Here is a 24959-nt window from a genome sequence, read left to right on the forward strand (position 1 = left end):
TTTTTGGGAAAGACGGGAATTTATACTTAAAAATTGAAAGTTCATAAAGAAAAGGAAGAGTGGTGAATGGCTCTTCCTTTTTAGCATTTTAATTTGTTTTTTGTTCTTTAATAGACTTCACTAATTTCATCATTTCCGCCCGTATATCTTCTCTTTTTACATTTAATTTTTCGGCAATTTGTTTCATGTCCATTCCATCTTTTTTCATTTTTAATACATCATCAAGAGGGGTATTGCTTTTTTGAGAGATGATTGTTAACACAGTAAGGTGACGCAATTTGATGTTATATTCTTTCATTTTTTGTTTTAGCTGATCCGGTGTGGATTTTTGCATAGTTGCTAACTGTTGTAGCAGTGCTTGCTTTGTTTCTTTATTCATATGATGTTTTTTCAGCTTACTTGGATCTACACCGAAATGCTCGGCTGTTTTCTCCCAAGATTTATTTTGCTTATAGTAAGCTAAAACGTCTTTTATTTCTTTTTTACTGATTCTTGCAATGTGAGCAGCTCTCCAAATTTCATGTTTGTTGTAGCCGAGTTTTTCTAGCGACTGCATTTCTTCTTCTGAAATAGGCTTATGATGGTGCAATGTTACTTCTTTTGGCGTGGCAGCGAAAGTAGGGAAGACGGTTGCCCCGAATAATAATGTTGCCATGGTCATACTTACTGCGATTTTTTTGTACATATAAACTCCTCCTAGATGGATAATGTAGAAAACTGTACACATATCATTTCCATAAAATGTGAAATACTTGTGAACAAGTTAAGTTTTTTTATTCACAGTATTAAATGACATTTTTAGAAGTTTTCCAACATAAAACATTGATTAATAGTAAAAAACTAAGGTATAATCGAAATTGAAAATCAATATCAATAACAAATGTATACATATAGATAAAAATAAGGGAGAGAAAAATATGACTACATATACTTCCATCGCAAATTTGATTAAAGAAAGACGCTCTGTACGTACATTCACAGATAAAGCTGTAGATAAAGAGTTATTAATTGAACTATTAAACGACGCAACGTGGGCACCGAATCATAAACACCGTGAACCATGGAATTGTAAATTATACATTGGAGAAGGTCGCAAAAAATTAGTAGACGCAGTATTAAACTCTTTCACAGAAGAAGAAAGAGCGAAACGCGGCAAAATTTTATCAGATCGTTTCTTAAGCACGCCCGCACAAATCGTTGTTTATATTAATGAAGATCCACGTCAAATTCAACGTGACGAAGATTACGCTGCAACATGTGCATTTATGCAAAACTTCCAACTGCTTGCTTGGGAACGTGGATTAGGTTGTGTTTGGAAATCAGGCGGATTAAACTATAATCCATTATTTATAGAAGGACTTGGTTTAACAAGAGGTCAACGTATCGTTGGAATTCTTCACCTTGGCTATTTCGATAAAGCACCAGAAGGAAAAGCTCGTACTCCGATTACGGAGAAGATGGAGATTATTGAAGGTTAATAGATAAGACATTCTCGTTTTTGCGGGGGTGTCTTTTTATTATGCAATCAATCCTCATGAAAGCTTGTTCTCCATCATACACTTTCTTAAGGGAAAGTGTAAGGAGGGAAAATAATGAGAGCAAGTGACGATAAAGCACTGCAATATGCGATTGCGGAAATTACGGAAATTGCGACTGGATTTGGGCTTGATTTTTATCCGATGCGTTATGAAATATGTCCAGCGGAAATTATTTATACATTTGGTGCATATGGGATGCCGACGCGGTTTTCACATTGGAGTTTTGGAAAACAGTTTTTTAGAATGAAATTACAATACGATTTAGGTCTTAGTAAAATATACGAACTCGTTATTAACTCTGATCCATGTTACGCCTTTTTATTAGATACGAACTCGTTAATTCAAAACAAATTAATTGTAGCGCACGTTTTAGCACACTGTGACTTCTTCAAAAATAATATTCGTTTTTCAAATACGAAGCGAGATATGGTAGAAAGTATGGCGGCAACAGCGGACCGTGTGAAAGCGTATGAGCATAAGTACGGAAAAGCAGAGGTAGAAACATTTTTAGATGCCGTACTTGCCATTCAAGAGCATATTGACCCATCGATTATGCGTCCAAAACTTGCGTGGAGTATTGAAGATTTAGAAGAGGATGTAGAAAAGAAAAAGATATCACAGTACGATGACTTATGGAATTTAGATGATCGAAACAAAAAGAGAGAACGACCTAATATGCATAAAAAGAAGAAAATTCCGCCGCAACCAGAGAAAGATTTACTCCTCTTCATTGAAGAATATAGCCGTGAGCTAGAAGATTGGCAGCGAGATATATTAACGATGATGCGTGAGGAAATGCTATATTTCTGGCCGCAGCTTGAAACAAAAATTATGAATGAAGGCTGGGCATCATACTGGCATCAACGCATACTCCGTGAAATGGACTTAACATCTTCTGAAGCGATTGAATTCGCAAAGCTTAATGCAGGTGTAGTTCAACCATCAAAAACAAGTATTAACCCATACTACCTAGGTATTAAAATGTTTGAAGATATAGAGGAGCGCTACAATAACCCGACAGAAGAAATGAAACGACGCGGTGTAAAACCAGGATCTGGCCGTGACAAAATCTTTGAAGTACGCGAAATCGAATGGGATGTATCATTCTTAAGGAACTACTTAAACAAAGATCTCGTAATGAGAGAAGATATGTACTTATTCCAACGCCAAGGAAAAGAATATAAGGTAATAGATAAAGAGTGGGAACATGTACGTGATCAGCTCGTAAATATGCGTACAAATGGTGGCTTCCCGTACTTAGTAGTAGAAGATGGTGACTACTTAAAGAACGGAGAGTTGTACATTAAACATAGTTACGAAGGAATTGAGCTCGATTTAAAATACTTAGAAAAAGTACTGCCATACATTCATCAGTTATGGGGAAGAACGGTGCATATGGAGTCGATTGTGGAAAGTAAGGGCGTTGTGTTTTCTTATGATGGGAAGATGGTGCATCGGAAGTATGTGTGATGAAAAGAATGGACATAGAATGCTATGTCCGTTCTTTTTTATTTGGGGCAAAGTTAAATATGCTATTCTTGAAGAAAGGGAGTTATATAGAGAAATGGAGCGATTCAAATGAGCAAAATAGGGGTATGTAAGGTAGATATTACGCCGCCTGTCGGTATTGATTTTGTTGGATACCATAGAGAGACAGGAATAAATAATATTGAAGAGCATATTTATGGGACAGTTTTTGTATTTGAAAAAGATGAAATGAAAACTGTGTTTATAAGCATTGATAATATTGGGATGTTAGTAGAAGATACGAATATTATTCGTGAGCGCGTAGCTAGCAGGCTTCATGTGCCATTTGAGCGAATAACAGTTGTTTATACACATACACATTCTGGTCCGGAAACTGTTGGTGAGCAAGCTTTAGTAAAGTCGTATAAAACGAGTTTAGTAAATAATGTAGTGCACGGTGCTGTTACTGCAAATAATAACTTGGGGCTATGTGAAGTTGGCTGGAGTGTTACGACAGGTGATATTGGGATAAACCGAAGAGAGAGAACATCTGATGGAAGAGCAAAGATGGGAACAAATATAGAGGGTGTTGTAGATAAACGAATTGGCATGTTAGCAATAAGAAATGCTGAAACGAAGGAGCTATCTGGGATTATTGTATTTTGTACTGCGCATCCGAATGTTTTAAAAGGTGATAGCGATGTATTATCAGCGGATTATCCTGGAATGACGAGGGAGATTCTTGAGAAAATCGTAAATTGCCCTGTTATTATTGTGCAAGGAGCTGCTGGTAATGTAAATGCGAAGTATCGCGGTTCAAGGGAAGCAGTAAAACAAATGGCTTACACACTTAGTGGACATGTATTAACAATATTGCCAATAGTTACATATAGTCCAATTGTAAATTTAAGAACAGTTTCGAGTATGATGCAAATGAAGTTGAAAGATATTCCTGAAATGAATGAGATACGAAGCATGGCTCAATTGGCGGAGAAGCAGTGGGGTGTGAACACGGACGAGTGGCTTACTATCGTTTTAGAGAAATATAAGCAAGGTATTCGGCAGTTACGTATTGATTTAGAAGTTCAACTGTTTCAAGTTAATGATGGAATGTTCTTTGGTATACCGATGGAACCTTTTTCAGAAACCGCGTTAGAAGTGAAAGAGAGTCTTCAAAATGAAATAGCCTTTCTTGGTGGATATACGAATGGATATATTGGTTATTTACCGACAAGGGAAGAGTTTACATATGGTGGATATGAAGTAGAATTAAATCCTGTTGTATATGGGCCTGTTACGAATTTATTGATGCCACCGGAGAAAAATACTGCGGAGCTGATTGTGAAGAAGGTTACGGGCTTATGTAATAAAGTGAAGCTTTAATAAGACAGATTTTTGAAAGCAGAGTAAAGAATATAAATAATTGTTTGAGTTTATTAAGTCAATGTAATTAATAATGATTATCATTGTTAATTACATTGACTTCTAAAAAAAGAAAAACTAGAATTTATAAAGGGATCCTCAATTGTTTGCTATCACTTGTATAGGAGGTAAGTTATGTTGGATAGCTTTATTTCTATAAGATGCAGGTTGGCTCTTTATCGTTTTGGTGTTCTTTTTATATTTTTTTGCATAGTATTTTTGGTGCATCAGAAGGTGTATGCAGAAGATGTACCGTGGACATCGGTCTCAAATGAGGGAGAACGTGAACTGTTTCAAGAACAATCATTGTATAGTAATGATCGAAGGGGAGAAGATCTTGTTTCGCCCTCATTTGAAGGGCGAAAACATGGTGGGGAAGATTGGGGAGCATATTTGGAAAATAGTACGTTAAATTATTCACCTAATATTCTTACCTATTCTGTTATAGGAAGCGATGATCGAATACGGGTTAATGATACAACTTCATATCCGTATAGCGCTATAGTCCATGTTGCGACTCAGTATAATAGTGGAGAAGTTTATGGGTGTACAGGAGCACTAATTAGTAAAGATACAGTGCTTACAGCTGGACATTGTATTTACAATAAAGAAATTGGTGGATGGGCGACAAATGTTATTGTGACCCCTGGTAGAAATGGAAACCAAGCACCGTATTTACCTTATAGTTGGACAAAACTCTATTCAGTAAGTGGATGGACTGATAATGAAAATTCAGATTATGATTATGGAACGATTAAATTAAATGGGTCTCCAGGAGATTATACTGGCTGGTTGGGATATAGAACTACCTATGTAGAATCACCAAAAGGTTTACTTGCGGCGATTCCTGGATATCCCGCTGATAAAATAGGAAATGAACGTTACACAATGTGGAGAGACTATGGTCCAATTGAGGGAGTTTCTCCTAGAATGTTAACATACAAGATTGATACTTATGAGGGGCAAAGTGGATCACCTGTATATCAGTATTTCGATACCGGTATCAAAATAATAGCCATTCATACAAGAGGAAATAAAAATATGAATTTTGGAAATCGGATAACAGACGATGTGTTTAATAATATTAAAAAATGGTCTGAATAAATATAGTAATTCTATTTGGATTTTGTATTGTATATTGGTCATAATCATGATGTCTAGTTATATAGTAAATAACGAAGAGAATGTTAGTAAAGTTGTTAATCCTATAACTTTCTATGTTCAAAATAAAGAGAAACAACAGATAAAAGACTTTGAAATTATGCTTATAAAAGATGAATTACCTCAGCCTAGTAAAGAAATCGTGATTTCGATAGGGAAAACTAATCAAGAAGGAAAATTGATTTGGAAGATTCCTAGAAAAGGAAAGTATATAATTTTATTGCCGAATAATGAGAAAAAAGAGATTGTGATTAATGATAGAAATGTAGCTAAATTAATAATGATTAACGTAAATTAATAAAAATAGGCCGAAACCAATCATATGGTTGATTCGGCCTATTTTTATATGATTTAGAAAAAGTGTGAAGTAAGTATAAATTTCAGTCTAAAGATTAAAAACTTTACAATATACCCTGAAGGGTATATGATATTATACAAAGTTATAAAGTAATGTATAATATATTTACAATTACGGAGGTGGTCTATAGTGGAATACAATCAAGATATGAAAAATAGATTGAAACGTATTGAAGGTCAAGTTCGTGGTGTGCTTCGTATGATGGAAGAAGGAAAAGATTGCCGAGAAGTTATTACACAGTTAACGGCATCTCGTTCTGCACTTGATCGTACAATTGGACTTGTTGTTGGAACGAATTTAGAGCATTGTTTACGTGAACAGTTTGAAAGTGGCAATGGTTCAAATGAAGAGTTAATTAAAGAAGCTGTTCAATTACTTGTAAAAAGCCGATAATCTGTCAAACGTAAGTGTTGACAGATTTTCAAAAACATTTTAATATACCCCTGCAGGTATATGTATATAAATTGTGGAGGAATCGATTATGAGTATAAAAGTGGATATGAGTTTAGATTGTAAAGGTTTGGCTTGTCCGATGCCTATTGTGAAAACGAAGAAGGCGATAGAAGGGTTAACACCAGGGCAGGTGATTGAAGTTAAGGCAACAGATAAAGGATCTACGGTAGATATAAAAAGTTGGGCGAGTAAAGTAGGACATCAATATATCGGGACGAAACACGAGGGTGATGTATTGGTGCATTATGTTAGGAAAGCAAACGAGCATGAAGTGAATGAAGCTGTGAAATATCCACATACAATTACGAATGCAGAATTACAGTCTATATTGTCTCATGGGGAAGAGAGCATTGTATTAGATGTTCGCGAAGCAGCGGAATTTGCTTTTGGCCATATTCCATCTGCCATTTCGGTGCCATTAGGTGAATTAGACAGCGCAGTGTTAGATCAGACGAAGCAAATTTATGTTATTTGTCGAACTGGTAACCGCAGTGATGTAGCTTGCCAAATGTTGAAAGAGAAAGGTTTTTCAAATGTGAAAAATGTCATTCCTGGTATGTTAGGGTGGCAAGGAAATGTGGAGAAATAAAATTTTTTAAACAGAAATATACCTATGGGGGTAATTAAATGGACATTAAGATGTTACAAGCAAAAGATGTTGCAGAGAAAGTTTTATTCGGAGAGTTATTCATTTTAGATGTTCGTAATGAGACGGATTATGAAGATTGGAAAATTGAAGGGAAACAAGTTTCTTCTATTAATAAACCTTACTTTGACTTGTTAGATGGTGTAGATCATATTGTAAGTGAATTACCTAAAGATAAAGATGTTTTAGTAGTATGTGCAAAAGAAGGGTCTTCTATATTTGTGGCAGAGCAATTAACAGAAGCGGGATTACAAAATATTTATTATTTAGCTGGTGGAATGAAAGCTTGGAGTGAATATGTGAAGCCGTTAAAAGTAGGGGATGTACAGGGCGGAGGGAGTATATATCAATTTAATCGTCTTGGAAAAGGCTGTTTATCTTATATGGTTGTTTCTAACGGTGAAGCAGCAGTTATTGATGCGGTAAGGACAGCCGAGGCATATGAAGAGTTTGCGAAAGAGCATGGCGTTACGATTACGAATGTAATGGATACACATTTACATGCAGACCATATTTCTGGTGGACGTAAGTTAGCTGAAAAGGTAGGTGGTACGTATTGGTTACCGCCAAAAGATGCCGAGGAAGTTGTTTTCTCATACGAACCGCTTGTTGAAGGATCTGTTATTACGGTGGGGGGTACTAAAATTGTAATTGACGCATTATACTCACCAGGGCATACGATTGGAAGTACGTCATTCATTGTAGATGATTCTTATTTATTATCAGGCGATATTTTATTTGTAGATTCAATCGGGCGTCCTGATCTTGCTGGTAAGGCTGAAGATTGGGTGAGTGATTTAAGAAATACGTTATATACACTTTATAAGGAACTGTCTCAAGATTTAATTGTTTTACCAGCCCATTATTCAAAAATAAGTGAAATGGATGAAAGAGGCGTTGTGAGTGCGAGCTTACAAGATTTATTTAAAGAGAATGTAGGGTTAAATATTGCTGATGAAATAGAGTTTCGTAAAGCTGTGACAGAGAACTTACCGCCACAACCAAATGCATATGAAGAAATTCGTCAAACGAATATGGGGAAAATTCATCCGAGTGTGGAAGAAGAGCGAGAAATGGAGATTGGCCCAAATCGTTGTGCAGTGCATGAGTCATTATAAAAATAACAAATTGGAGGAATTGATCATGAATATAAAACAAGTATTAGATGCGAAAGGTTTAGCATGTCCAATGCCGATTGTAAGAACAAAGAGAGCAATGGATGCTTTAGACACTGGAGAAGTGTTAGAAATACATGTAACGGATAAAGGGTCAGTTAAGGATATTCCAGCGTGGGCAAATAAAAGTGGTCATGACATTGTAAAGCATGAAGAAGAAGGCGATGTACTAAAGTTTTGGATTAAGAAGGCGTAGTAAAGAAATAATTTTATAAATATAGAGGGGGAGTTATATGAACACAATATTAAGTACGCTTTTCATTGTACTTGCTGCAGGATTTGTTATTTCACGTTTTTTACCGGTAAAAGGTGTTCGAAATATAAGTGGAAAAGAATTAAAGAGTATAGTGGGGAAAAAGGGGAAGCAATTTATCGATGTTCGTACAGTAGGTGAATATAGAGGGAATCATATGAAGGGATTTCGAAATATCCCGTTAAATGAGTTAGCTAGTAAAGCAAATCAATTAGATAAAAATGCGGAAGTAATCGTTATTTGTCAGAGCGGGATGAGAAGTAAGCAAGCGGCAAAGGTATTAAAGAAATTAGGATTCCAGCACCTTATCAATGTTTCAGGTGGTATGAATGGTTTGTGAGGAGGACTTTAAAATGAAAGAAATGACAGCAAAAGAATTAGAAGAAAAATTATTACGTAAAGAAGCAGTAAATATTGTGGATGTCCGTGAAGTAGAAGAAGTAGCTGAAGGAAAAATTCCAGAAGCATGTAATATTCCGCTAAGGATATTAGAGTTTCGTATGCATGAGTTGAATAAAAAGAAAGAATATATTATCGTTTGTCGCTCTGGCGCGAGAAGTGCAAGAGCCGTTCAATTTTTAGAAGGTTACGGTTTTCGAGCAATCAATATGGTAGGTGGTATGTTAGCTTGGGAAGGTAAAGTCATATAGCATAGAGATAAAAGATTTGAGACTTTTTAAAAATAATAAAATACCCCTATAGGTAATTTGAAGGAGGAACAATATGGAACAACAGAAGAAAACGACAATCGTGTTATTTAGCGGAGATTACGATAAAGCAATGGCTGCTTATATTATTGCAAATGGTGCAGCGGCGTATGACCAAGAGGTAACTATTTTTCATACTTTCTGGGGATTAAATGCTTTAAGGAAAGATGAACATGTGAATGTAAAGAAAACATTTATAGAAAAAGTATTTGGAAAAATGATGCCACGCGGTGCCGATAAGATGGGATTATCCAAAATGAATTTTGCTGGCATGGGGCCAAAGATGATTAAAGGCATTATGAAAAAACATAACGCAATGCCTTTGCCAGATTTAATTGATTTGGCGAAAGAACAAGGAATTAAACTTGTAGCTTGTCAAATGACAGTAGATTTATTAGGGTTAAAAGAGGAAGAGATTATGGAAGGGGTAGAGTTTGCAGGCGTAGGGGCATATTTAGCAGATGCTTCGGATGGGAATGTAAACTTATTCATTTAAATCACCTTCTTTTTAGAAGGAGGGGGATGTAAGGTGAGTTTAGTATTATTACTTTTTATAATTGGGTTTATAGGATCGTTTATATCAGGAATGGTTGGAATTGGCGGTGCGATTATTAATTATCCGATGATCTTATACATTCCAGTATTTTTAGGATTTACTGGTTATACGTCACATGAAGTGAGTGGTATTACAGCGGTACAAGTATTCTTTGCAACTTTTGCAGGCGCATGGGCTTATCGGAAAAGTAATGATATGGATAAAACGTTAGTTGTGTATATGGGAGCTAGTATTTTAATAGGAAGTTTCATAGGGAGCTTTGGTGCTAACGTATTAGAGGAACATACGGTCAATGTTGTTTATGCAGCGTTAGCAACAATTGCTGCTATTATGATGTTCGTACCGAAACGAAATAATAGTGGTGAAGTGAAATATAATAAATGGTTAGCAAGCTTGTTAGCGTTTATTGTAGGAGGAGCATCAGGCATTATAGGTGCTGGCGGTTCTTTCTTATTAGTACCGATTATGTTAGTTATTTTAAAATTGCCGATACGTACAACAATAGCAACATCTATCGCTATTACGTTTATTTCCTCAGTAGGGATTACGACTGGAAAAGTGATAACTGGTCAAGTAGTTGTAATTCCAGCTCTTATTATTGCGGTTGCAAGTATCTTTGCTGCGCCGCTTGGAGTGCGAGTCGGGAAGAGGATCAATCAAAAAGCACTGCAATATATGTTATCGATTTTGATTGTAGGCACTGCTGTTAAAATGTGGATTGATATGATATCGAAATAAAAGGATGGGCTGCTTGTAGCCCATCCTTTTATTTATGCCCAAATAACTTTCATTAAGTTTTTATATTCGTCATTTGCTAATTTATATAGCATTCTCGTATGTTCAAAGACAAGTGCTGGATTAAAGTTTGGTTCTGAGAATGCAAGAGATGCTGAAATATCAATTGCATTTTGCTTGTTTAATGTGAATTTTGCAAAGCGATAAGATGTGTTTAATTCATTAATGACATGTAAAATATTATTTGTTGATGTTGCATCAGGCACGTGAGCAACATTGAAGCAGTATATATCCACCGTAGGATGTTCGTTTTGGAAAGCAGCGATAAGTTGAATTTTTGCGCCAGCTTCTGTCTCTAATCCTACTGAAAAATGAACAGAGCCATCATTTTCATCTATATTTTCTTCCATGTATATATCGTTGGATTTTAAGTAGTCTTTAAAATCTGAGATGTTATGTTTTACTGCAGCTTTCATATGTATGAGCCCCCTGATAATTGGAATAGATTGCTACTATTTATTATAATTTAAAAATATTAAAAAAGATAGTTAGAAAGTTCTGATTTTTGATTCTGACGAAATAAAAAGAAGCAGTACTCTACCTCCATAGAGTACTGCTTCTTTACTATTCATTGTCGTTAGACGATGTTTCTGTATCTTCACTGCTATTTTTGTTCTTATTTTTCACTTCATTGTTACTTGATTCGCGTTCACTTGAATTTTCAGACTTAGATTCTTTTGTCTTTTTCGAATCAGAGTCTGAGTCAGACTTTGTATATGCAGGTAGCCCAAGATGAGTACGAAGTTCATTTGTAACATTAGCTAATTCTTTTTTATCTGGATTGTAGTAGTAAGTTCGACCACCACCAGCAGATTTGCTACATGTATCGTCACCTTTTGCCATATAGCAATCATCACCTTGGATTTGTAATTTCTCAATTTCCGAATCCGATCCATATTTATAGAATGAAAGCATATCATCAAATGTTAAGTTTGTAACGAATTGTCCGTTAATATCATCAATGATGTTGCCAACTTTTGTTACAGAACCAACACTTGTTAGTTTCTTTAAAATAGCTTCGATAACGAGTTGTTGACGTTGTCCACGCATTGCATCACTATCGATGTGTCTTGTTCTAGCAAGAGCAAGAGCTTCTTCGCCATTTAACTTTTGAACACCTTTTTCTAGGTGAATTGCCTCAGCATTATCATTGCTATCTTGCTCAGTAAATTCAACTGGTACATCAACTTCAACACCGCCCAAGTCATCGACGATTTTTATAAATGATTTAAAGTTAAATTTCACAAAATAATCGACAGGAACATTCATTAATTTTTCAACTGCATCAATGCTTGCTTGTGGTCCACCATTTTTTCCGTTTTTAGCAGAACCGAATGCATGAGCATGTGTAATTTTATCTTTTTTCTTTTCTATTGGAATATAAGTATATGTGTCACGTGGGATACTTAATAGTTTAACAGTTTTGCTATCTTTATTAAATGTTGCAAGTAAAAGCGCGTCTGTTCTTATAGCTTCACCATATTCTTTTCCTCGGACATCGCTTTCATCAACACCCATTATTAAAACAGAGACGTTATTTGTAATAGGTTTAACAGCTTTATCTCGTAAATCTGATTTATCACCGCGTGCTAAATCGTGTGCGGCATTTCGAACAGCAGAAGATGCTTTATTTACTAAAAACCAAGTATAACCGCCACCTATTAATAAAACGAATAGTATAGCGCTTATAATAATTTTTATTTTTTTCTTATTTTTGTTAGGTTTACTGCGTGTATTTTCTTGCAAAGATGGGTTTTGCTCCATTTCCTGTACTCCTTCATTTGGATTGAAATACGACACTCATATCCACTTATTATAATGAAATTTAGCGAAAAAAAACATTACAAATCATTTACATTTCGTAAAAATTCAATTTATTTATAAAAAGTCAGATTTTCTATATATTCTTTTTTAGATGTAGAATAAGTATAAGGGCTTTTGGTAGAAATGAAAATATATATTATGAGAAAGTGATAGGGAAGTAAGATTTGTTGAAATATAGCCAAGAAGAAATGAGTAAGCTTACTTAATTCTTCTATATAATAAAGAAGAATTTGACGGATAAAGGAGAGAGCATAATGAATCATACATCATTCCGAGCAATCGTTGTGAACGAAACGGAAAATCATCAGTTTGTAAGAAAAGTTGTTGAGAGAGAAGTAAGTAGTTTACCTGAGGGAGACGTATTCATACAAGTTCATTATTCTTCATTAAATTACAAAGATGCCCTTTCAGCTACTGGTAATAAAGGTGTTACGAGAACGTATCCTCATACGCCAGGAATTGATGCCGCAGGAGAAGTTGTGAGAAGTGAAGATAACTCCTTTAATGTAGGAGATCAAGTTATTGTAACGGGATATGACTTAGGTATGAATACCTCTGGTGGTTTCGGAGAATATATTCGCGTCCCATCATCTTGGGTCGTGCCTTTACCAGAAGGAATGTCATTAAAGGAAAGTATGATGTATGGGACAGCAGGTTTTACTGCTGCTTTGTCGGTATATAAGCTTATTGGAGCAGGAATTAATCCTGGTATGGGAGACGTTCTAGTAACTGGTGCTACAGGCGGCGTAGGGAGTGTAGCTGTTAGTATTTTAAGTAAGTTAGGGTTTAATGTAGTAGGAGCGACAGGGAAAATGGAAGAGGAACAGATGCTACTACGTCTAGGAGCGAAAAAAGTGATTCATCGCGCGGAATTGAATGATGAATCAGGAAGACCAATGTTAAAAGGGATATACGCCGGAGTTATCGATACTGTAGGTGGACATATGTTAGAAACAGCTTTAAAAACAGTAAAGTATGGTGGTTGTGTAACGACATGCGGTAATGTGGCAGGACAGGAATTACATACAACGGTATATCCGTTTATTTTACGAGGCATAAGCCTTTTAGGGATAGATTCCGTGCAATGCCCGGTGGATGTGAGAAGAGATGTGTGGACATTGTTAGCGGATGAATGGGAAAATTCAAAGTTAGCGTCTTATACAGAAGAATGTACATTAGAAGAATTAGATGAGAAGTTTGCACTTATATTGCAAGGAAAGTTAAAAGGAAGAACAGTTGTTAAAATAAAGTGAAAAAAGAGACGCTTAATGTAGCGTCTCTTTTCTTCATTATAATGATTGTTTTAAATTGATTTTTCCTTGTTCACCTAAAACACCGTCAGCGATATTTACAGCGTGATCGCCAATGCGTTCTAAGTTACTTACCATATCGACGAAGATGATACTTGCATCACCTGAACAGCTACGCTCGTTTAGACGTAATACGTGACGTTTACGAAGAACACGTTCCATTTGGTCGATTTTGCGTTCTTTTGCAATAACAGTTTGAGCTAGTTCGGTATCGAAGTTTGTTAAAGCTTCAACTGAGTCTTGCAGTGTTGAAATCGTTAATTCCAGCATTTCGTTTAATTCACCTAATGCTTCGTCTGATAGTGAAACACGATTTGAAATTTGGAAATCTACAAGTTCTACAAGGTTTTCTACATGATCACCAACACGTTCAATATCTCCAACAACACCTGCTAAAACGGAATGTTTTTCAGAATCCGTAGGTGAAAGCGGCTTTTCAGATAGTAGAACTAAATACTCGGTAATTTTTTTATCTAAATTGTTAATAGCTCCTTCTAATTGAGTAGCCATGTCAGCGTGTTTTTTGTCTTGTGTATTTAAAAATTGGTTTGCTTCTTTTAATCCATGTAATGAAAACTCAGCCATACGGATAATTTCTTTTTGAGCTTCTGTTAAAGCGATAGCTGGAGATTGCTCAATAAAGATTGGGTTTAAATGTTGCGGTTTGAAATCAATAGCAGAGTCTTCGCCGCGAATAAGTTTTGTTACAATCCATGCTAATACAGCGATGAATGGGAATTGAATAACTGCATTTGTTACGTTAAATGTTCCGTGTGCAAATGCAATTGTCATTTCTGGATTTAAGTTTAATGATGTTTGGAAATATTGAATTAAGCTTGTAAATGGTACTAATAAAATCGTAAATATAATTGTACCGACGATATTAAAGATAACGTGAACTAATGCTGCACGTCTTGCGGCAATAGAAGTACCGATTGCTGCTAATACAGCTGTAATTGTTGTACCGATGTTATCACCGAATAATACAGGAAGGGCAGCTTGTAAATCGATTGCACCTTGACCGAATAATTCTTGCAAAATACCGATTGTTGCGCTTGAGCTTTGTACAATTAAAGTGAAGACTGTACCGACAACAACTCCTAAAATTGGGTTATCACTCATACTAACCGTTAATTCTTGGAATGATTCTAAAGAGCGAAGAGGTTTCATACCTGCGCTCATTAATTCCAAACCGAAGAATAACATACCAAAGCCGAATATAACTTGACCTAAAGAATGTACTTTTTTATTTTTAAAGAAGAATAATAAGATAGCTCCAACTGCCATAATTGGGAGAGCGTATTCTCCGATTTTAATTCCGATAATAAATGCAGTAACTGTCGTACCGATGTTTGCACCCATAATAACACCGATTGCTTGTCTTAATGTCATAAATCCTGCGCTTACAAGTCCGACTGTTAAAGCGGTTGTTCCTGAGCTTGATTGGATTAATACCGTAACTAACATACCTGCTAGTACACCCATGAGTGGGTTTGTTGTAAAACGATCTAGAATATCACGAAGACGATCTCCAGCTGCTTGTTGCAGTCCATCGCCCATGTATTTAATCCCGAATAAGAAAATACCTAATCCACCAATGAACTGGAAGATCATATCTTGAACATTATATTCCACGCATTCCACTCCTTAAATTTCATGTACGATGTAATTATTAACTGAACCTTGAGTCACTGTAAACGGTTTGCTAGTAAAATTTACACTAAATTTACAAAGGGTAGAAAAGTTTACAATACCTTAAAGAAATAGCTGTATTTTATTGGTTTTCATCTTGTATAAATCTTAATTTTGTAAAGAAATCATACTTTTTAGAATAGTATTGTTCAGTTGAATATCAAGGAAAGCGTCTGCGAGTTCATCGTATATTTTTTGATGAAAGTTAAAAAAATATGTAGGAAAATGCATGTAGTTTTATAACAGCAAAACGAGAGAAAACAATTTTTTTAACACGATAAAAAAGCCACTGAATTATCCAGCAGCTTTTTCCGTGTTTTTATCGCCATACTTTTGTTTTCTTATGCTTGTAATGTAAATGAAGAGAAAAGCAATAAGTAATAGAGAGGAGTAACGATATACAGTTGCATAGTTTGTAAAATGAGCAATAAATCCAAATATAATCGCTCCAGCGCCGATTCCAAGGTCAAATGCGGAGAAGAATGTAGCTGTTGCTACGCCGCGTCGATGCGGTGCTACGCGGTCAATCATCCATGCTTGTAGTGCAGGTTGGATCGCTCCAAAACCACTTCCGTAACATGCTGCAGCAATAATTAAGCTCGGAATTGTCGTCGTATACGACAATAAAATAATGCCTGTAAACGTTATAATAACTCCCGGAATGATGACGAATGTATGGCCTTTCGCATCATATAGCCTTCCAGAGAATGGACGAGTTACAGCAATTGCTAGTGCATTACATAAAAAGAAGAGGCTAATATCAGCTATGCCGACTTCTGTAGCAAATAGTGTGATAAAACTTCCAATTCCTCCGTACATTAATGTAATACATAATATTAATAATGAAGGAAGTAAAGCTTTACGCTCAATAAATCCATCGAGAAAAGTACTAGATGATTGTTGTGGCGGCTGTTTCGTTTTTTGGATTTGAAGTAGTTTCGTTAATATTAATGAAACAATTGTGCACGATAGTGCACATAAAAAAAGAATTGTGAAGTTATATGTTTGCATGAGCCATAGTCCTATAAGTGGACCGAGGGCCATTGCAATTGTTCCAGAAAGGCCAAAATATCCCATGCCTTCTCCGCGGCGAGCTGAGGGAATTAAATCAGAAACGACAGTTCCATATGTAGTCGTTGTAATACCGAAACCAGCTCCGTGTAAAATACGAACAGCAAGCAAGAGAAAGATAGTTGAGGCGAAAAGGTAACTGCCCATAGCGAGTAAACAGATAGCAGTACCGATCATTAAAATGATTTTTTTATTAAATTTTTGCAAGGCGTTCCCAGTTAGCGGTCTAACAAAAAGTGCCGCAACGGTAAACATACCGACAACAAATCCGATATTGGAACTTGTGCCACCAATTTCTTTCACATAAACAGGTAAGGTTGGAATTAACATTTGAAACCCTAAAAACATACATAAGTTTGCAAAAATTAAAGCAACAAACTCTTTTGTCCATAACGGTTCTCGTTTTACGAGTATTGCTTCTCCCATATATTCATCCCCTATATAAAATTTTCCCGCTATTAACGGGCAGTAAAACTCCCACCTCAAAATCGGACTGGAGCAAAGAAGTTAGGTGGGAGATCAACTGCCCGTAAATGCCCGATTGGTTCAACTAATAATCAGTGGGGGATGAACACCCCCCTCACTGATTAAAGTTTCACTTTATCTCTTTTCTTTCGAGTATATGTATTGGCCAATGCAACAGTCAAGGAAGGTGTCTTGAAAACGGATAACAATTTTTAAGGCGAAAAACTGACAAATTTGTGTAAAAGCTACACAACTATGAAAAAAAGATGTAAAGTATAGATGTATAGACTTGTAGGTGTTAAGAATGATAGAAATTGTTTTTTCTTTAAAGAAAGCGGATTCAAAAGAGTAGTGAACAAGAAGGGGAGATATACTTTTTCACTACATATATTTGAAAAGGTTTACAATATGATGAAGAAAGAGGCGTGTACATATGAGACGATTAGGTATTTCTATTTATCCAGAACATTCAACAGTAGAGAAAGATAAGGAGTATTTAACATTAGCAAGTAAATATGGATTTACACGTGTGTTCACATGTTTATTATCTGTGGATGGAGAAAAAGAGAAAATTATTGAAGAATTTAAAGAAACGATCTCACATGCGAATGCATTAGGGTTCCAAGTATTAGTTGATATTAGTCCATCTGTTTTTGAACAATTAGGTATTTCGTATAATGATTTATCATTCTTCCATGAATTGGGTGCGTACGGTATTCGTTTAGATGTTGGTTTCTCAGGATTAGAAGAATCAATTATGACTTATAATCCGTATGGTTTGAAAATTGAGATTAATATGAGCAATGGTACGAAGTATGTAGATAACATTATGAGTCATAGACCAAATCGTGAAAATTTAATTGGTTGTCATAATTTTTATCCGCATCGTTATTCAGGGTTATCATACGATCATTTCATTAAATGCTCGAAACAATTTAAAGATTACGGTATGAGAACGGCTGCTTTTATTTCATCATTTGATGCAACATACGGACCTTGGCCAGTAACAGAAGGGTTATGTACATTAGAGCAGCATCGTGAATTATCGATGACAACACAGGCGAAGCATTTATTTGCGACAGAATTAATTGATGATGTTATTATTGCAAACGCATATGCGTCAGAAGAAGAATTACAAGCACTAGGTGCATTAAATAAAGAGAAACAAACATTTGATATAGAACTATATGATACAACGACAGAACTAGAAAGAATTATCGTATTAGACGAACCACATTTTTATCGCGGAGATGTATCTGAATATATGATTCGTTCTACACAAAGTCGTGTGAAATATAAAAAAGAAGAGTTTAAACCTCATAATACGCGCGAAATTAAGCGTGGAGATTTATTAATTGATAATGAACAATATGGCCAGTATAAGGGCGAATTACAAATTGCATTAAAAGATATGGTGAATACAGGAAAAACAAATGTAGTTGGTCGAATTATAGAAGAAGAAATTTTCTTATTAGATTATTTACAAGCATGGGATAAATTCGGATTCATATTAAAGAAATAGAGAGAATATAAAGGGGAAAAACTACTGATTTCAGCAGCTTTTCCCCCTTTATATATAAAGAGCGAGAGGAAGAGCTATGACAAAGGTGCAGCAGCGATTAATTTCTATTTTAGAGGAGTTTTTAGAAGAGAAATCGATGTTAAATCGAGCTTTTTTAGCGGGCCGTTTACATGTATCAACGAAGACGATTCAAAAGGATATAAAATTATTAAATGATATATTGGAAGAAAACGGAGCGAAAATCGAATCGCAAAGAGGGACTGGGTACGAATTAGAAATTATACAAACGAAGAAATTTGAAGACTTTTGTGTGAGTCTATTTCAAAAACAGACGGAAAAGATCCCAACTTCTTATGAAGAAAGAATAGCGTACATTCTGCAGCGTGTTTTAACGGCAGAGGGATATGTGAAGCTTTCAGAATTAGCGGAAGAGATTTATGTGAGCAAATCAACGGTTAATTTAATTATGAAAGATGTTACAGATATATGTGGTCGCTATAAATTACAAATTGAGAAGAGACCGTATTATGGTATACGTATTGTTGGAGAGGAATTTAATATTCGTTCTTGTTTATCACAATATGGTTTACCGCGTTATGACCATACTCCGTTTCATGAGCAATTTGAGCAGACGGAGACATATTTATCGCTACCTTATATATCACACATCCGTTCAATTATATTAAAGTATATTGAAGGTGGAACAATATATTTATCTGATATAGAAATTGATAATTTAGTCATTCATATTGCAATCGCATTAAAGCGTTGTCAAAGTCAACATTATATGAAAGAACTGCATACGGAGCAATCAGAACTTATAATAAAGAAAGAATATACAATTGCGAAGCAGATTTTAGGAGATTTAGAGAAAGAGTTGAAATTTTCATTTCCAGAAGAAGAAGTATTATATGTGACGATGCATTTATTAAGTACTGCTGTTACAACGAGAGATCGCTATGAAAATGTAGAAGAGCTATTAGGAAAAGATATATATGCATTTATGCAACATATTCTTTTTAAAGTAGCGGAAGAACGGAATCTTATTTTTTATTATGATGAAGAATTATTATTTGGATTTGGTATTCATTTAAAAACGTTATTAAATCGTTTGAAGTATAAGTTAAATACGAGAAATCCTCTTTTGGCAGAAGTGAAAAAGAATTATCCGTATGCTTTTGAAATTGCGGTTCTTGTTGGAGATATCATTGGTGAATATACGGGTGAATCGATCCCTGAAAGTGAAATTGGCTATATTGCAATTCACTTCGGCGGAGCGATGAGCCGTTTGCAGGAGCAAAATCAAAAGAAAAGATGCTTATTAGTTTGTGCGACTGGTCAAGGAAGTGCACAACTATTAAAATATAAAATTTTATCACAGTTCCGAGATAAATTAGAGATTGTAGGTATTACAGGCTATTATCAATTGAAAGTAGAAGATCTTTATAAAGAAAAAATAGATTGTATTATTAGTACGATTCATATACCGAGTGGCTTGCCTGTTCCAGTTATAAAAGTGAATTCAATATTTGATGATAAAGAGATTAAATCGATTGGTCAGCGGTTGTTTACGCATGTGAATAATAGTGTGCAGCCTTATATTAAGGAAGATTTAATTTTTTTAAATCATAGTGCTTCTACGAAAGAGGATGTTATTCAGTTTTTATGTGAGAAAGCTGCTGAGAAACATTATGTACAAGAAAACTTTTATGCTTCTGTTATGGAAAGAGAAAATACGTCTCCGACAGCGGTTGGGAATTCAGTTGCAATCCCGCATCCGATGCAGTTATTAAGTGAGGAAACTTTTTTGATGTTTTGCACACTTGAAAAGGCTGTTGATTGGGGAGATAAAAAAGTACAAGTAATTATTTTATTTAGTGTAAAGCGCAGTAATAATGAAGATTTGCAAAGGCTTTATGATTTTTTATATGATATTATGTCTAGTCAAACTACGATAGAGAAACTTACTCAGACCGAGGTAATTGAAGATTTTCAAGAGATTTTATTATCATTTTGAAAAAGTATATAAAAACTTCCGTTACATAACGGAAGTTTTTTATGTTTAATTGTATGCGTTTTCATAATAATATAAAAATATAGAAAACATATAGCTTGGGGGAATTTAAAATGGCTGATATGCAAACTCCATTTGCATTAATTTTACATGGTGGCAATGCGAGAAGTGCAGCGCTTGAAGCAATCGCTTTTGCAAGACAAGGAGATTTTGAGAATGCGGGTGAAAAGATGAAACTTGCTAGTGAGGAAATTTCAGCAGCACATCGTATTCAAACGGATTTAATTCAAGAAGAGGCAAGAGGAAATCATGCAGAAATCAGTTTACTGTTAGTGCACGCACAAGACCATTTAATGAATGCAATTACAGTGAAAGAACTAGCTGAAGAATTTATTACTCTTCATAAACGAGTAGAAGAGAAAGTGACAGTATAAGATGTATATTTTATTATGTTGTGCAGCAGGCATGTCAACGAGTATGGTCGTAAGAAAAATGCAAGAAGAGGCAAAGAAACAGGGGAAGAATTATAAAATTAAGGCGGTTGATTCAGAACTTGTGAAACTTGAAATAAAAGAAGCCGATGTCGTTTTAATCGGTCCACAAGTGAAATATTTATTTCCAGCTGTAGAGTTTCTTGCAAACTCATACAACATACCAGTTGCAATTATAGACCAACGAGATTATGGCATGTGTGATGGTTTGAAAGTGCTTAGGCAAGCAGAACAATTAGTTTTAGCATAATTATATCTTTTTAAATATAAACATTATAATGTTATAAAGTTTATTTCATTCTTTTATAGTAGAGAGAAAGAGGAGGGCTATTGATGAATGGGTTTATGAGTTTTATGGAACAAAAGATTATGCCAACAACGCAAAAGATTGCAGGACAACGACATTTATTGGCAATTCGAAATGGGGTTATTTCTACATTACCGTTAACGATCGTCGGGTCATTTTTCGTTATCTTTTTAAATTTACCAATTGATGCATATATGGAATGGATTGCACCGTTTCGCCATATTTTAGATATTCCATTCCGATTTACAGTAGGACTAATGGCCTTATACGCAGCGTTTGGAGTAGGGGCTTCGCTCGCGAACTTTTATCAGCTCAATCAATTAAGTGCAGGGCTACTATCTGTACTCGCCTTTTTACTAGCATCAGTTGAACCAATTCAAATTACGAAAGCTGTACCAGGTGTTATTGATGCAGGTCGATATATTTCAGTAGGAACATTAAGTGCAACGTCTTTATTCGGCGCAATTGTGACAGCATTAATTGCAGTGGAAATTTATCATTTTATGATTAAGCATAATATCTCAATAAAATTACCAGACAGTGTACCACCAGCAGTTTCAAATTCGTTTGCAGCATTAATTCCAACATTAGTAGTTATTCTTTTATTCTGGGGCATTCGCTACGGTTTGAAATTCGATGTAAATACAACAATTACATACTTAATCGCACCATTAAAATCAGTACTAGTAGGAAATAACTTATTCGGTGGTTTATTAACAGTATTCTTAATCGTGTTCTTCTGGTCATTTGGTATACATGGACCGGCAATTTTAGGACCAATCATTCGTCCGATGTGGGATTCCGCAATTCTTGAAAATATGGAAGTGTTCACGGCTACAGGAAATGCACATCAGTTACCAAACTTATTTACAGAGCAGTTCATTCAATGGTTCGTATGGATTGGCGGATCTGGCTCAACGTTAGCTTTAGTAATTATGTTTATGTTCTCTAAATCTAAGTTCCTAAAAGAGTTAGGTAGATTATCATTCGTACCAGGTTTATTCAATATTAACGAGCCAATTATTTTCGGGGCACCAATTGTAATGAACCCAATCTTAATTATTCCGTTCGTTATTACACCGTTAGTGACAACGACAGTATCATATTTCGCAGTTGTTTCAGGTATGATTCCACTCATGATGGCGAAATTGCCATTTACGATGTTAGCACCAATTGCAGCGGTGATTAGTACGGACTGGACAATTATGGCTGGTGTACTTGTACTTGTTAACTTTGTAATCTCATTCGTTATTTACTATCCATTCTTCAAAATGTATGAGAAACAACAATTAGCAGGAGAGGAGAAAACAGAATGCTCGGAGCAATTATCATCTTAATTACATTTGTGATCGGACAGTGTATTGCCCATTATTCGAAATGGGTACAAAGTAAATCCTTATTAGTGTTACTACTAGTATCAGTTTTATTTATCGGTTGTTCAATGGGTGCATATGTAATGTTAGGTCTACACTCACCGTACGTAATTATTGTACCGACAATTTTATGTGCAACATGTTTATCTGCAAAATATAGATTTACGAGCATGGCATTAATACAACGTGTGAAGGAGATGCAAAAGCATGGAGCATAAATTAGGGATTTCACTTTATCCAGAACATTCAACGAAAGAAAAAGATATGGCTTATATTTCGTCAGCGGCACGACACGGTTTTTCAAGAATATTTACTTGTTTGTTATCTGTGAATCGTCCGAAAGAAGAAATTATAGCTGAATTTAAAGAGATTATTAATCATGCGAAAGATAACAATATGGAAGTTATTTTAGATGTAGCTCCAGCTGTGTTTGATCAGCTTGGTATTAGTTATAGTGATCTATCATTTTTCGCAGAGTTAGGTGCAGATGGTATTCGATTAGATGTAGGCTTTGACGGATTGACGGAAGCGAAAATGACGAATAATCCGTACGGTTTAAAAATCGAGTTAAATGTAAGTAACGATATTGCGTACTTAGAAAATATTCTTTCGCATCAAGCGAATAAATCAGCTTTAATTGGTTGCCATAATTTTTATCCGCAAAAATTCACTGGTCTTCCGTACGATTATTTCATTCGCTGTAGTGAACGCTTTAAAAAGCATGGTATTCGCAGTGCAGCCTTTATTACATCACATGCCGCAAACATCGGTCCATGGGATATTAACGACGGATTATGTACGTTAGAAGAGCATCGTAATTTACCAATTGAAGTACAAGCGAAGCATTTATGGGCAACAGGGCTAATTGATGATGTCATTATCGGAAATGCTTATGCAAGTGAAGAGGAGTTAGAAAAACTAGGAAATTTAAATCGCTACATGTTACAGCTAAAAGTGCACTTTGTAGACGAAGCGACTGAAGTAGAGAAGAGAGCTACGCTGCAAGAATTACATGTAAGACGCGGCGACATAACAGAGTATATGATACGTTCTACAGAAGTGCGTAAAAAATATAAAGACTATGACTTCCCAGTGCGCGAAAGTGTGCTACAGGAAAGAGGGCAAGTTGTAATTGGTAATAACTCATTCGGAAAGTATAAAGGTGAACTGCAAATCATTTTAAAAGAAATGCCGATAGATGAACGGAAAAATATCGTCGGTACAATTGCGGAAGAGGAGTTATTCTTACTAAATTATGTAGGAGCTTGGACGCAGTTTACTTGTGTGGAATAGAGAAGAGAAGGAGAGGATGCTATGACATCCTCTTTTTTCTGTTGAAATAGTAATCTCTCGTATATAGAATGCAAAGAGATAGATTTAATTTAGACGGGAGAGAAGGAGATGGAAGGGTATATAGATGATTTATTAAGGCGGATAGCTGATGAAGAGACAGATATATGGCATCGTGCGTATGATGAAGCAAAAGCGTTAAATGACTTATTAATTTTTCCTTATTTACAGGGGAAGTTAAGCAAAGCAAAAAAGGTATCTATGAAGAAAGATATTTATTATTTAATGACGAAACTTGCTATTAATACGAAAGAAATTTGTATTGCAGATTATCTTATAGATTGTTTGGAATATGAAGACAGTCCGACTTTGTTAAGTGAATTGCTTAGTAATATTTATACATTACCAGTAGTAAGTAGTACAAATAAAATTATTCCTTATATTTATCATAAAAACGATAGTGTTCGTTATTGGGCAGTTGCTTCCTTAAAGTTATATAAATCGTTAGAAGCGGAAAGTGCGTTGCTAAAGTTGCTGGATACTGAAGAAAATAAAGATGAGATTACACATATTTGTTATACATTGCTTGAGATTGGAACGAAGCAATCGATTCTGCCGTTAACAAAGCTTTTATATAGTAATAGTGTCTATGTTCGTTCAACCGTTATTGAGGTTTTAGCAAAAATAGGGGGATCGGACTTACAAATAGTTTATATTGAAGCTTTACATGATAGAAATGTGATGGTGAAATATGAAGCTGTTCGAGCTATTTATACGTATGGCGACGAAATGGCAATGAGAGCAATTTGCGAACGTGTGAATAAAATTGTTGCTAGAAGACGTAAAAATGAAGTAGAGCCTACGGATGAAGCAGAGATTATCATTGCTCTTCGTTTCTTACATAAGTTTGCTAATCATGAAGAAGTTTTAAAGATATTTGATAAAGTGTACAAAAAACGTGGAAACTTGTTTATGTCGGAGAGGGAGTGGCTTCGAGATAATATTACTTACTTTCAAGAGAAAGAAAGCATGTAAGAATCATAAAAAAGAGCCAGCCTCAACGATGAGA

General features: G+C 35.3%; 27 protein-coding genes. 22 read left to right on the top strand and 5 right to left on the bottom strand.

Annotated elements, in window-relative coordinates; all coding sequences use genetic code 11:
• Positions 1-88 precede the first annotated feature (88 nt).
• Positions 89-685 (bottom strand): hypothetical protein, encoded by a 597-nt coding sequence (locus AC0ONG_RS02525; protein WP_000276997.1) that lies wholly within the window; start codon positions 683-685, stop codon positions 89-91.
• 232 nt (positions 686-917) lie between these two features.
• Between AC0ONG_RS02525 and AC0ONG_RS02530 the strand changes: the two genes are divergently transcribed.
• From AC0ONG_RS02530 to AC0ONG_RS02590, 13 genes are all read left to right on the top strand, one after another.
• A complete protein-coding gene (locus tag AC0ONG_RS02530) occupies positions 918-1478 on the top strand; it encodes a nitroreductase family protein (protein ID WP_086398169.1) in 561 nt (186 codons plus the stop codon).
• A 114-nt stretch (positions 1479-1592) separates the two neighbouring features.
• Complete coding sequence (gene spoVR, locus AC0ONG_RS02535) at positions 1593-3008, top strand: stage V sporulation protein SpoVR (protein WP_001202690.1); 1416 nt, start codon at positions 1593-1595, stop codon at positions 3006-3008.
• Positions 3009-3116: 108 nt separating this feature from the next.
• Positions 3117-4388: a neutral/alkaline non-lysosomal ceramidase N-terminal domain-containing protein gene (locus AC0ONG_RS02540; protein ID WP_000034541.1), complete on the top strand. Its 1272-nt coding sequence runs from the start codon at positions 3117-3119 to the stop codon at positions 4386-4388.
• Positions 4389-4562: 174 nt separating this feature from the next.
• Entirely contained in the window at positions 4563-5531 is a 969-nt protein-coding gene (locus tag AC0ONG_RS02545; protein WP_000887271.1) for a trypsin-like serine peptidase, read from the top strand.
• Positions 5497-5886: a DUF2606 family protein gene (locus tag AC0ONG_RS02550; protein WP_000335660.1), complete on the top strand. Its 390-nt coding sequence runs from the start codon at positions 5497-5499 to the stop codon at positions 5884-5886. Before AC0ONG_RS02545 ends, AC0ONG_RS02550 begins: the two co-directional genes overlap by 35 nt.
• A 189-nt stretch (positions 5887-6075) precedes the next feature.
• Entirely contained in the window at positions 6076-6339 is a 264-nt protein-coding gene (locus AC0ONG_RS02555) for a metal-sensitive transcriptional regulator (RefSeq protein ID WP_000456202.1), read from the top strand.
• A gap of 88 nt (positions 6340-6427) precedes the next feature.
• Positions 6428-6988 (top strand): sulfurtransferase TusA family protein, encoded by a 561-nt coding sequence (locus AC0ONG_RS02560; protein WP_000023975.1) that lies wholly within the window; start codon positions 6428-6430, stop codon positions 6986-6988.
• Between the two features lie 38 nt (positions 6989-7026).
• Complete coding sequence (locus AC0ONG_RS02565) at positions 7027-8163, top strand: MBL fold metallo-hydrolase (RefSeq protein ID WP_000351932.1); 1137 nt, start codon at positions 7027-7029, stop codon at positions 8161-8163.
• 25 nt (positions 8164-8188) lie between these two features.
• Positions 8189-8416 carry a sulfurtransferase TusA family protein gene (locus AC0ONG_RS02570; RefSeq protein WP_001022560.1) on the top strand — a complete coding sequence of 76 codons (228 nt, stop codon included), beginning with the start codon at positions 8189-8191 and terminating at the stop codon, positions 8414-8416.
• A 37-nt stretch (positions 8417-8453) separates the two neighbouring features.
• Positions 8454-8813, top strand: coding sequence for a rhodanese-like domain-containing protein (locus tag AC0ONG_RS02575; protein WP_001092313.1), 360 nt, complete (start codon positions 8454-8456; stop codon positions 8811-8813).
• Between the two features lie 13 nt (positions 8814-8826).
• Positions 8827-9123 carry a rhodanese-like domain-containing protein gene (locus AC0ONG_RS02580; protein WP_000661799.1) on the top strand — a complete coding sequence of 99 codons (297 nt, stop codon included), beginning with the start codon at positions 8827-8829 and terminating at the stop codon, positions 9121-9123.
• A gap of 73 nt (positions 9124-9196) precedes the next feature.
• Positions 9197-9676, top strand: a complete 480-nt coding sequence (locus AC0ONG_RS02585) for a DsrE/DsrF/DrsH-like family protein (RefSeq protein WP_000437741.1) — start codon at positions 9197-9199, stop codon at positions 9674-9676.
• A 33-nt stretch (positions 9677-9709) separates the two neighbouring features.
• Positions 9710-10474: a sulfite exporter TauE/SafE family protein gene (locus tag AC0ONG_RS02590; RefSeq protein WP_000060621.1), complete on the top strand. Its 765-nt coding sequence runs from the start codon at positions 9710-9712 to the stop codon at positions 10472-10474.
• Between the two features lie 32 nt (positions 10475-10506).
• Here the strand turns inward: AC0ONG_RS02590 and AC0ONG_RS02595 are convergent, their stop codons facing one another.
• Positions 10507-10947 carry a hypothetical protein gene (locus tag AC0ONG_RS02595; protein ID WP_000642364.1) on the bottom strand — a complete coding sequence of 147 codons (441 nt, stop codon included), beginning with the start codon at positions 10945-10947 and terminating at the stop codon, positions 10507-10509.
• 148 nt (positions 10948-11095) lie between these two features.
• A complete protein-coding gene (locus tag AC0ONG_RS02600; RefSeq protein ID WP_000437428.1) occupies positions 11096-12295 on the bottom strand; it encodes an LCP family protein in 1200 nt (399 codons plus the stop codon).
• A gap of 275 nt (positions 12296-12570) precedes the next feature.
• Between AC0ONG_RS02600 and AC0ONG_RS02605 the strand changes: the two genes are divergently transcribed.
• Positions 12571-13608 carry a YhdH/YhfP family quinone oxidoreductase gene (locus tag AC0ONG_RS02605; protein ID WP_223697953.1) on the top strand — a complete coding sequence of 346 codons (1038 nt, stop codon included), beginning with the start codon at positions 12571-12573 and terminating at the stop codon, positions 13606-13608.
• Between the two features lie 36 nt (positions 13609-13644).
• Here AC0ONG_RS02605 and AC0ONG_RS02610 read toward each other — a convergent pair whose 3' ends face one another.
• Positions 13645-15300 (bottom strand): Na/Pi cotransporter family protein, encoded by a 1656-nt coding sequence (locus AC0ONG_RS02610; RefSeq protein ID WP_000456251.1) that lies wholly within the window; start codon positions 15298-15300, stop codon positions 13645-13647.
• Positions 15301-15651: 351 nt separating this feature from the next.
• Positions 15652-16854 carry an MFS transporter gene (locus tag AC0ONG_RS02615; RefSeq protein WP_000503241.1) on the bottom strand — a complete coding sequence of 401 codons (1203 nt, stop codon included), beginning with the start codon at positions 16852-16854 and terminating at the stop codon, positions 15652-15654.
• A 472-nt stretch (positions 16855-17326) separates the two neighbouring features.
• Here AC0ONG_RS02615 and AC0ONG_RS02620 point away from each other — a divergent pair, with 472 nt between their 5' ends.
• From AC0ONG_RS02620 to AC0ONG_RS02655, 8 genes are all read left to right on the top strand, one after another.
• Positions 17327-18415, top strand: a complete 1089-nt coding sequence (locus tag AC0ONG_RS02620; RefSeq protein WP_001253355.1) for a DUF871 domain-containing protein — start codon at positions 17327-17329, stop codon at positions 18413-18415.
• Positions 18416-18491: 76 nt separating this feature from the next.
• Positions 18492-20432 carry a BglG family transcription antiterminator gene (locus AC0ONG_RS02625; RefSeq protein ID WP_000170101.1) on the top strand — a complete coding sequence of 647 codons (1941 nt, stop codon included), beginning with the start codon at positions 18492-18494 and terminating at the stop codon, positions 20430-20432.
• A 110-nt stretch (positions 20433-20542) separates the two neighbouring features.
• Positions 20543-20863 (top strand): PTS lactose/cellobiose transporter subunit IIA, encoded by a 321-nt coding sequence (locus AC0ONG_RS02630; protein ID WP_000774623.1) that lies wholly within the window; start codon positions 20543-20545, stop codon positions 20861-20863.
• A gap of 1 nt (position 20864) precedes the next feature.
• Positions 20865-21170, top strand: a complete 306-nt coding sequence (locus AC0ONG_RS02635) for a PTS sugar transporter subunit IIB (protein ID WP_000275645.1) — start codon at positions 20865-20867, stop codon at positions 21168-21170.
• An 83-nt stretch (positions 21171-21253) separates the two neighbouring features.
• Complete coding sequence (locus tag AC0ONG_RS02640) at positions 21254-22564, top strand: PTS sugar transporter subunit IIC (RefSeq protein ID WP_001013060.1); 1311 nt, start codon at positions 21254-21256, stop codon at positions 22562-22564.
• Positions 22540-22818, top strand: coding sequence for a hypothetical protein (locus tag AC0ONG_RS02645; RefSeq protein WP_000900039.1), 279 nt, complete (start codon positions 22540-22542; stop codon positions 22816-22818). The genes AC0ONG_RS02640 and AC0ONG_RS02645 overlap by 25 nt, the downstream gene beginning before the upstream one ends.
• Positions 22808-23893, top strand: a complete 1086-nt coding sequence (locus AC0ONG_RS02650; protein WP_000400345.1) for a DUF871 domain-containing protein — start codon at positions 22808-22810, stop codon at positions 23891-23893. Before AC0ONG_RS02645 ends, AC0ONG_RS02650 begins: the two co-directional genes overlap by 11 nt.
• 108 nt (positions 23894-24001) lie before the next feature.
• Positions 24002-24925, top strand: a complete 924-nt coding sequence (locus AC0ONG_RS02655) for a HEAT repeat domain-containing protein (protein ID WP_016078087.1) — start codon at positions 24002-24004, stop codon at positions 24923-24925.
• Positions 24926-24959: the final 34 nt, after the last annotated feature.

This window comes from Bacillus sp. TCT6, assembly GCF_056033845.1.

Bases quoted from the DNA above. Each gene is read 5' to 3' on its own strand.
- AC0ONG_RS02525 (WP_000276997.1), bottom strand. From the start codon at position 685: ATGTACAAAAAAATCGCAGTAAGTATGACCATGGCAACATTATTATTC.
- AC0ONG_RS02530 (WP_086398169.1), top strand. From the start codon at position 918: ATGACTACATATACTTCCATCGCAAATTTGATTAAAGAAAGACGCTCT.
- spoVR (WP_001202690.1), top strand. From the start codon at position 1,593: ATGAGAGCAAGTGACGATAAAGCACTGCAATATGCGATTGCGGAAATT.
- AC0ONG_RS02540 (WP_000034541.1), top strand. From the start codon at position 3,117: ATGAGCAAAATAGGGGTATGTAAGGTAGATATTACGCCGCCTGTCGGT.
- AC0ONG_RS02545 (WP_000887271.1), top strand. From the start codon at position 4,563: ATGTTGGATAGCTTTATTTCTATAAGATGCAGGTTGGCTCTTTATCGT.
- AC0ONG_RS02550 (WP_000335660.1), top strand. From the start codon at position 5,497: ATGTGTTTAATAATATTAAAAAATGGTCTGAATAAATATAGTAATTCT.
- AC0ONG_RS02560 (WP_000023975.1), top strand. From the start codon at position 6,428: ATGAGTATAAAAGTGGATATGAGTTTAGATTGTAAAGGTTTGGCTTGT.
- AC0ONG_RS02565 (WP_000351932.1), top strand. From the start codon at position 7,027: ATGGACATTAAGATGTTACAAGCAAAAGATGTTGCAGAGAAAGTTTTA.
- AC0ONG_RS02570 (WP_001022560.1), top strand. From the start codon at position 8,189: ATGAATATAAAACAAGTATTAGATGCGAAAGGTTTAGCATGTCCAATG.
- AC0ONG_RS02575 (WP_001092313.1), top strand. From the start codon at position 8,454: ATGAACACAATATTAAGTACGCTTTTCATTGTACTTGCTGCAGGATTT.
- AC0ONG_RS02580 (WP_000661799.1), top strand. From the start codon at position 8,827: ATGAAAGAAATGACAGCAAAAGAATTAGAAGAAAAATTATTACGTAAA.
- AC0ONG_RS02585 (WP_000437741.1), top strand. From the start codon at position 9,197: ATGGAACAACAGAAGAAAACGACAATCGTGTTATTTAGCGGAGATTAC.
- AC0ONG_RS02595 (WP_000642364.1), bottom strand. From the start codon at position 10,947: ATGAAAGCTGCAGTAAAACATAACATCTCAGATTTTAAAGACTACTTA.
- AC0ONG_RS02600 (WP_000437428.1), bottom strand. From the start codon at position 12,295: ATGGAGCAAAACCCATCTTTGCAAGAAAATACACGCAGTAAACCTAAC.
- AC0ONG_RS02615 (WP_000503241.1), bottom strand. From the start codon at position 16,854: ATGGGAGAAGCAATACTCGTAAAACGAGAACCGTTATGGACAAAAGAG.
- AC0ONG_RS02620 (WP_001253355.1), top strand. From the start codon at position 17,327: ATGAGACGATTAGGTATTTCTATTTATCCAGAACATTCAACAGTAGAG.
- AC0ONG_RS02625 (WP_000170101.1), top strand. From the start codon at position 18,492: ATGACAAAGGTGCAGCAGCGATTAATTTCTATTTTAGAGGAGTTTTTA.
- AC0ONG_RS02630 (WP_000774623.1), top strand. From the start codon at position 20,543: ATGGCTGATATGCAAACTCCATTTGCATTAATTTTACATGGTGGCAAT.
- AC0ONG_RS02635 (WP_000275645.1), top strand. From the start codon at position 20,865: ATGTATATTTTATTATGTTGTGCAGCAGGCATGTCAACGAGTATGGTC.
- AC0ONG_RS02640 (WP_001013060.1), top strand. From the start codon at position 21,254: ATGAATGGGTTTATGAGTTTTATGGAACAAAAGATTATGCCAACAACG.
- AC0ONG_RS02645 (WP_000900039.1), top strand. From the start codon at position 22,540: ATGCTCGGAGCAATTATCATCTTAATTACATTTGTGATCGGACAGTGT.
- AC0ONG_RS02650 (WP_000400345.1), top strand. From the start codon at position 22,808: ATGGAGCATAAATTAGGGATTTCACTTTATCCAGAACATTCAACGAAA.
- AC0ONG_RS02655 (WP_016078087.1), top strand. From the start codon at position 24,002: ATGGAAGGGTATATAGATGATTTATTAAGGCGGATAGCTGATGAAGAG.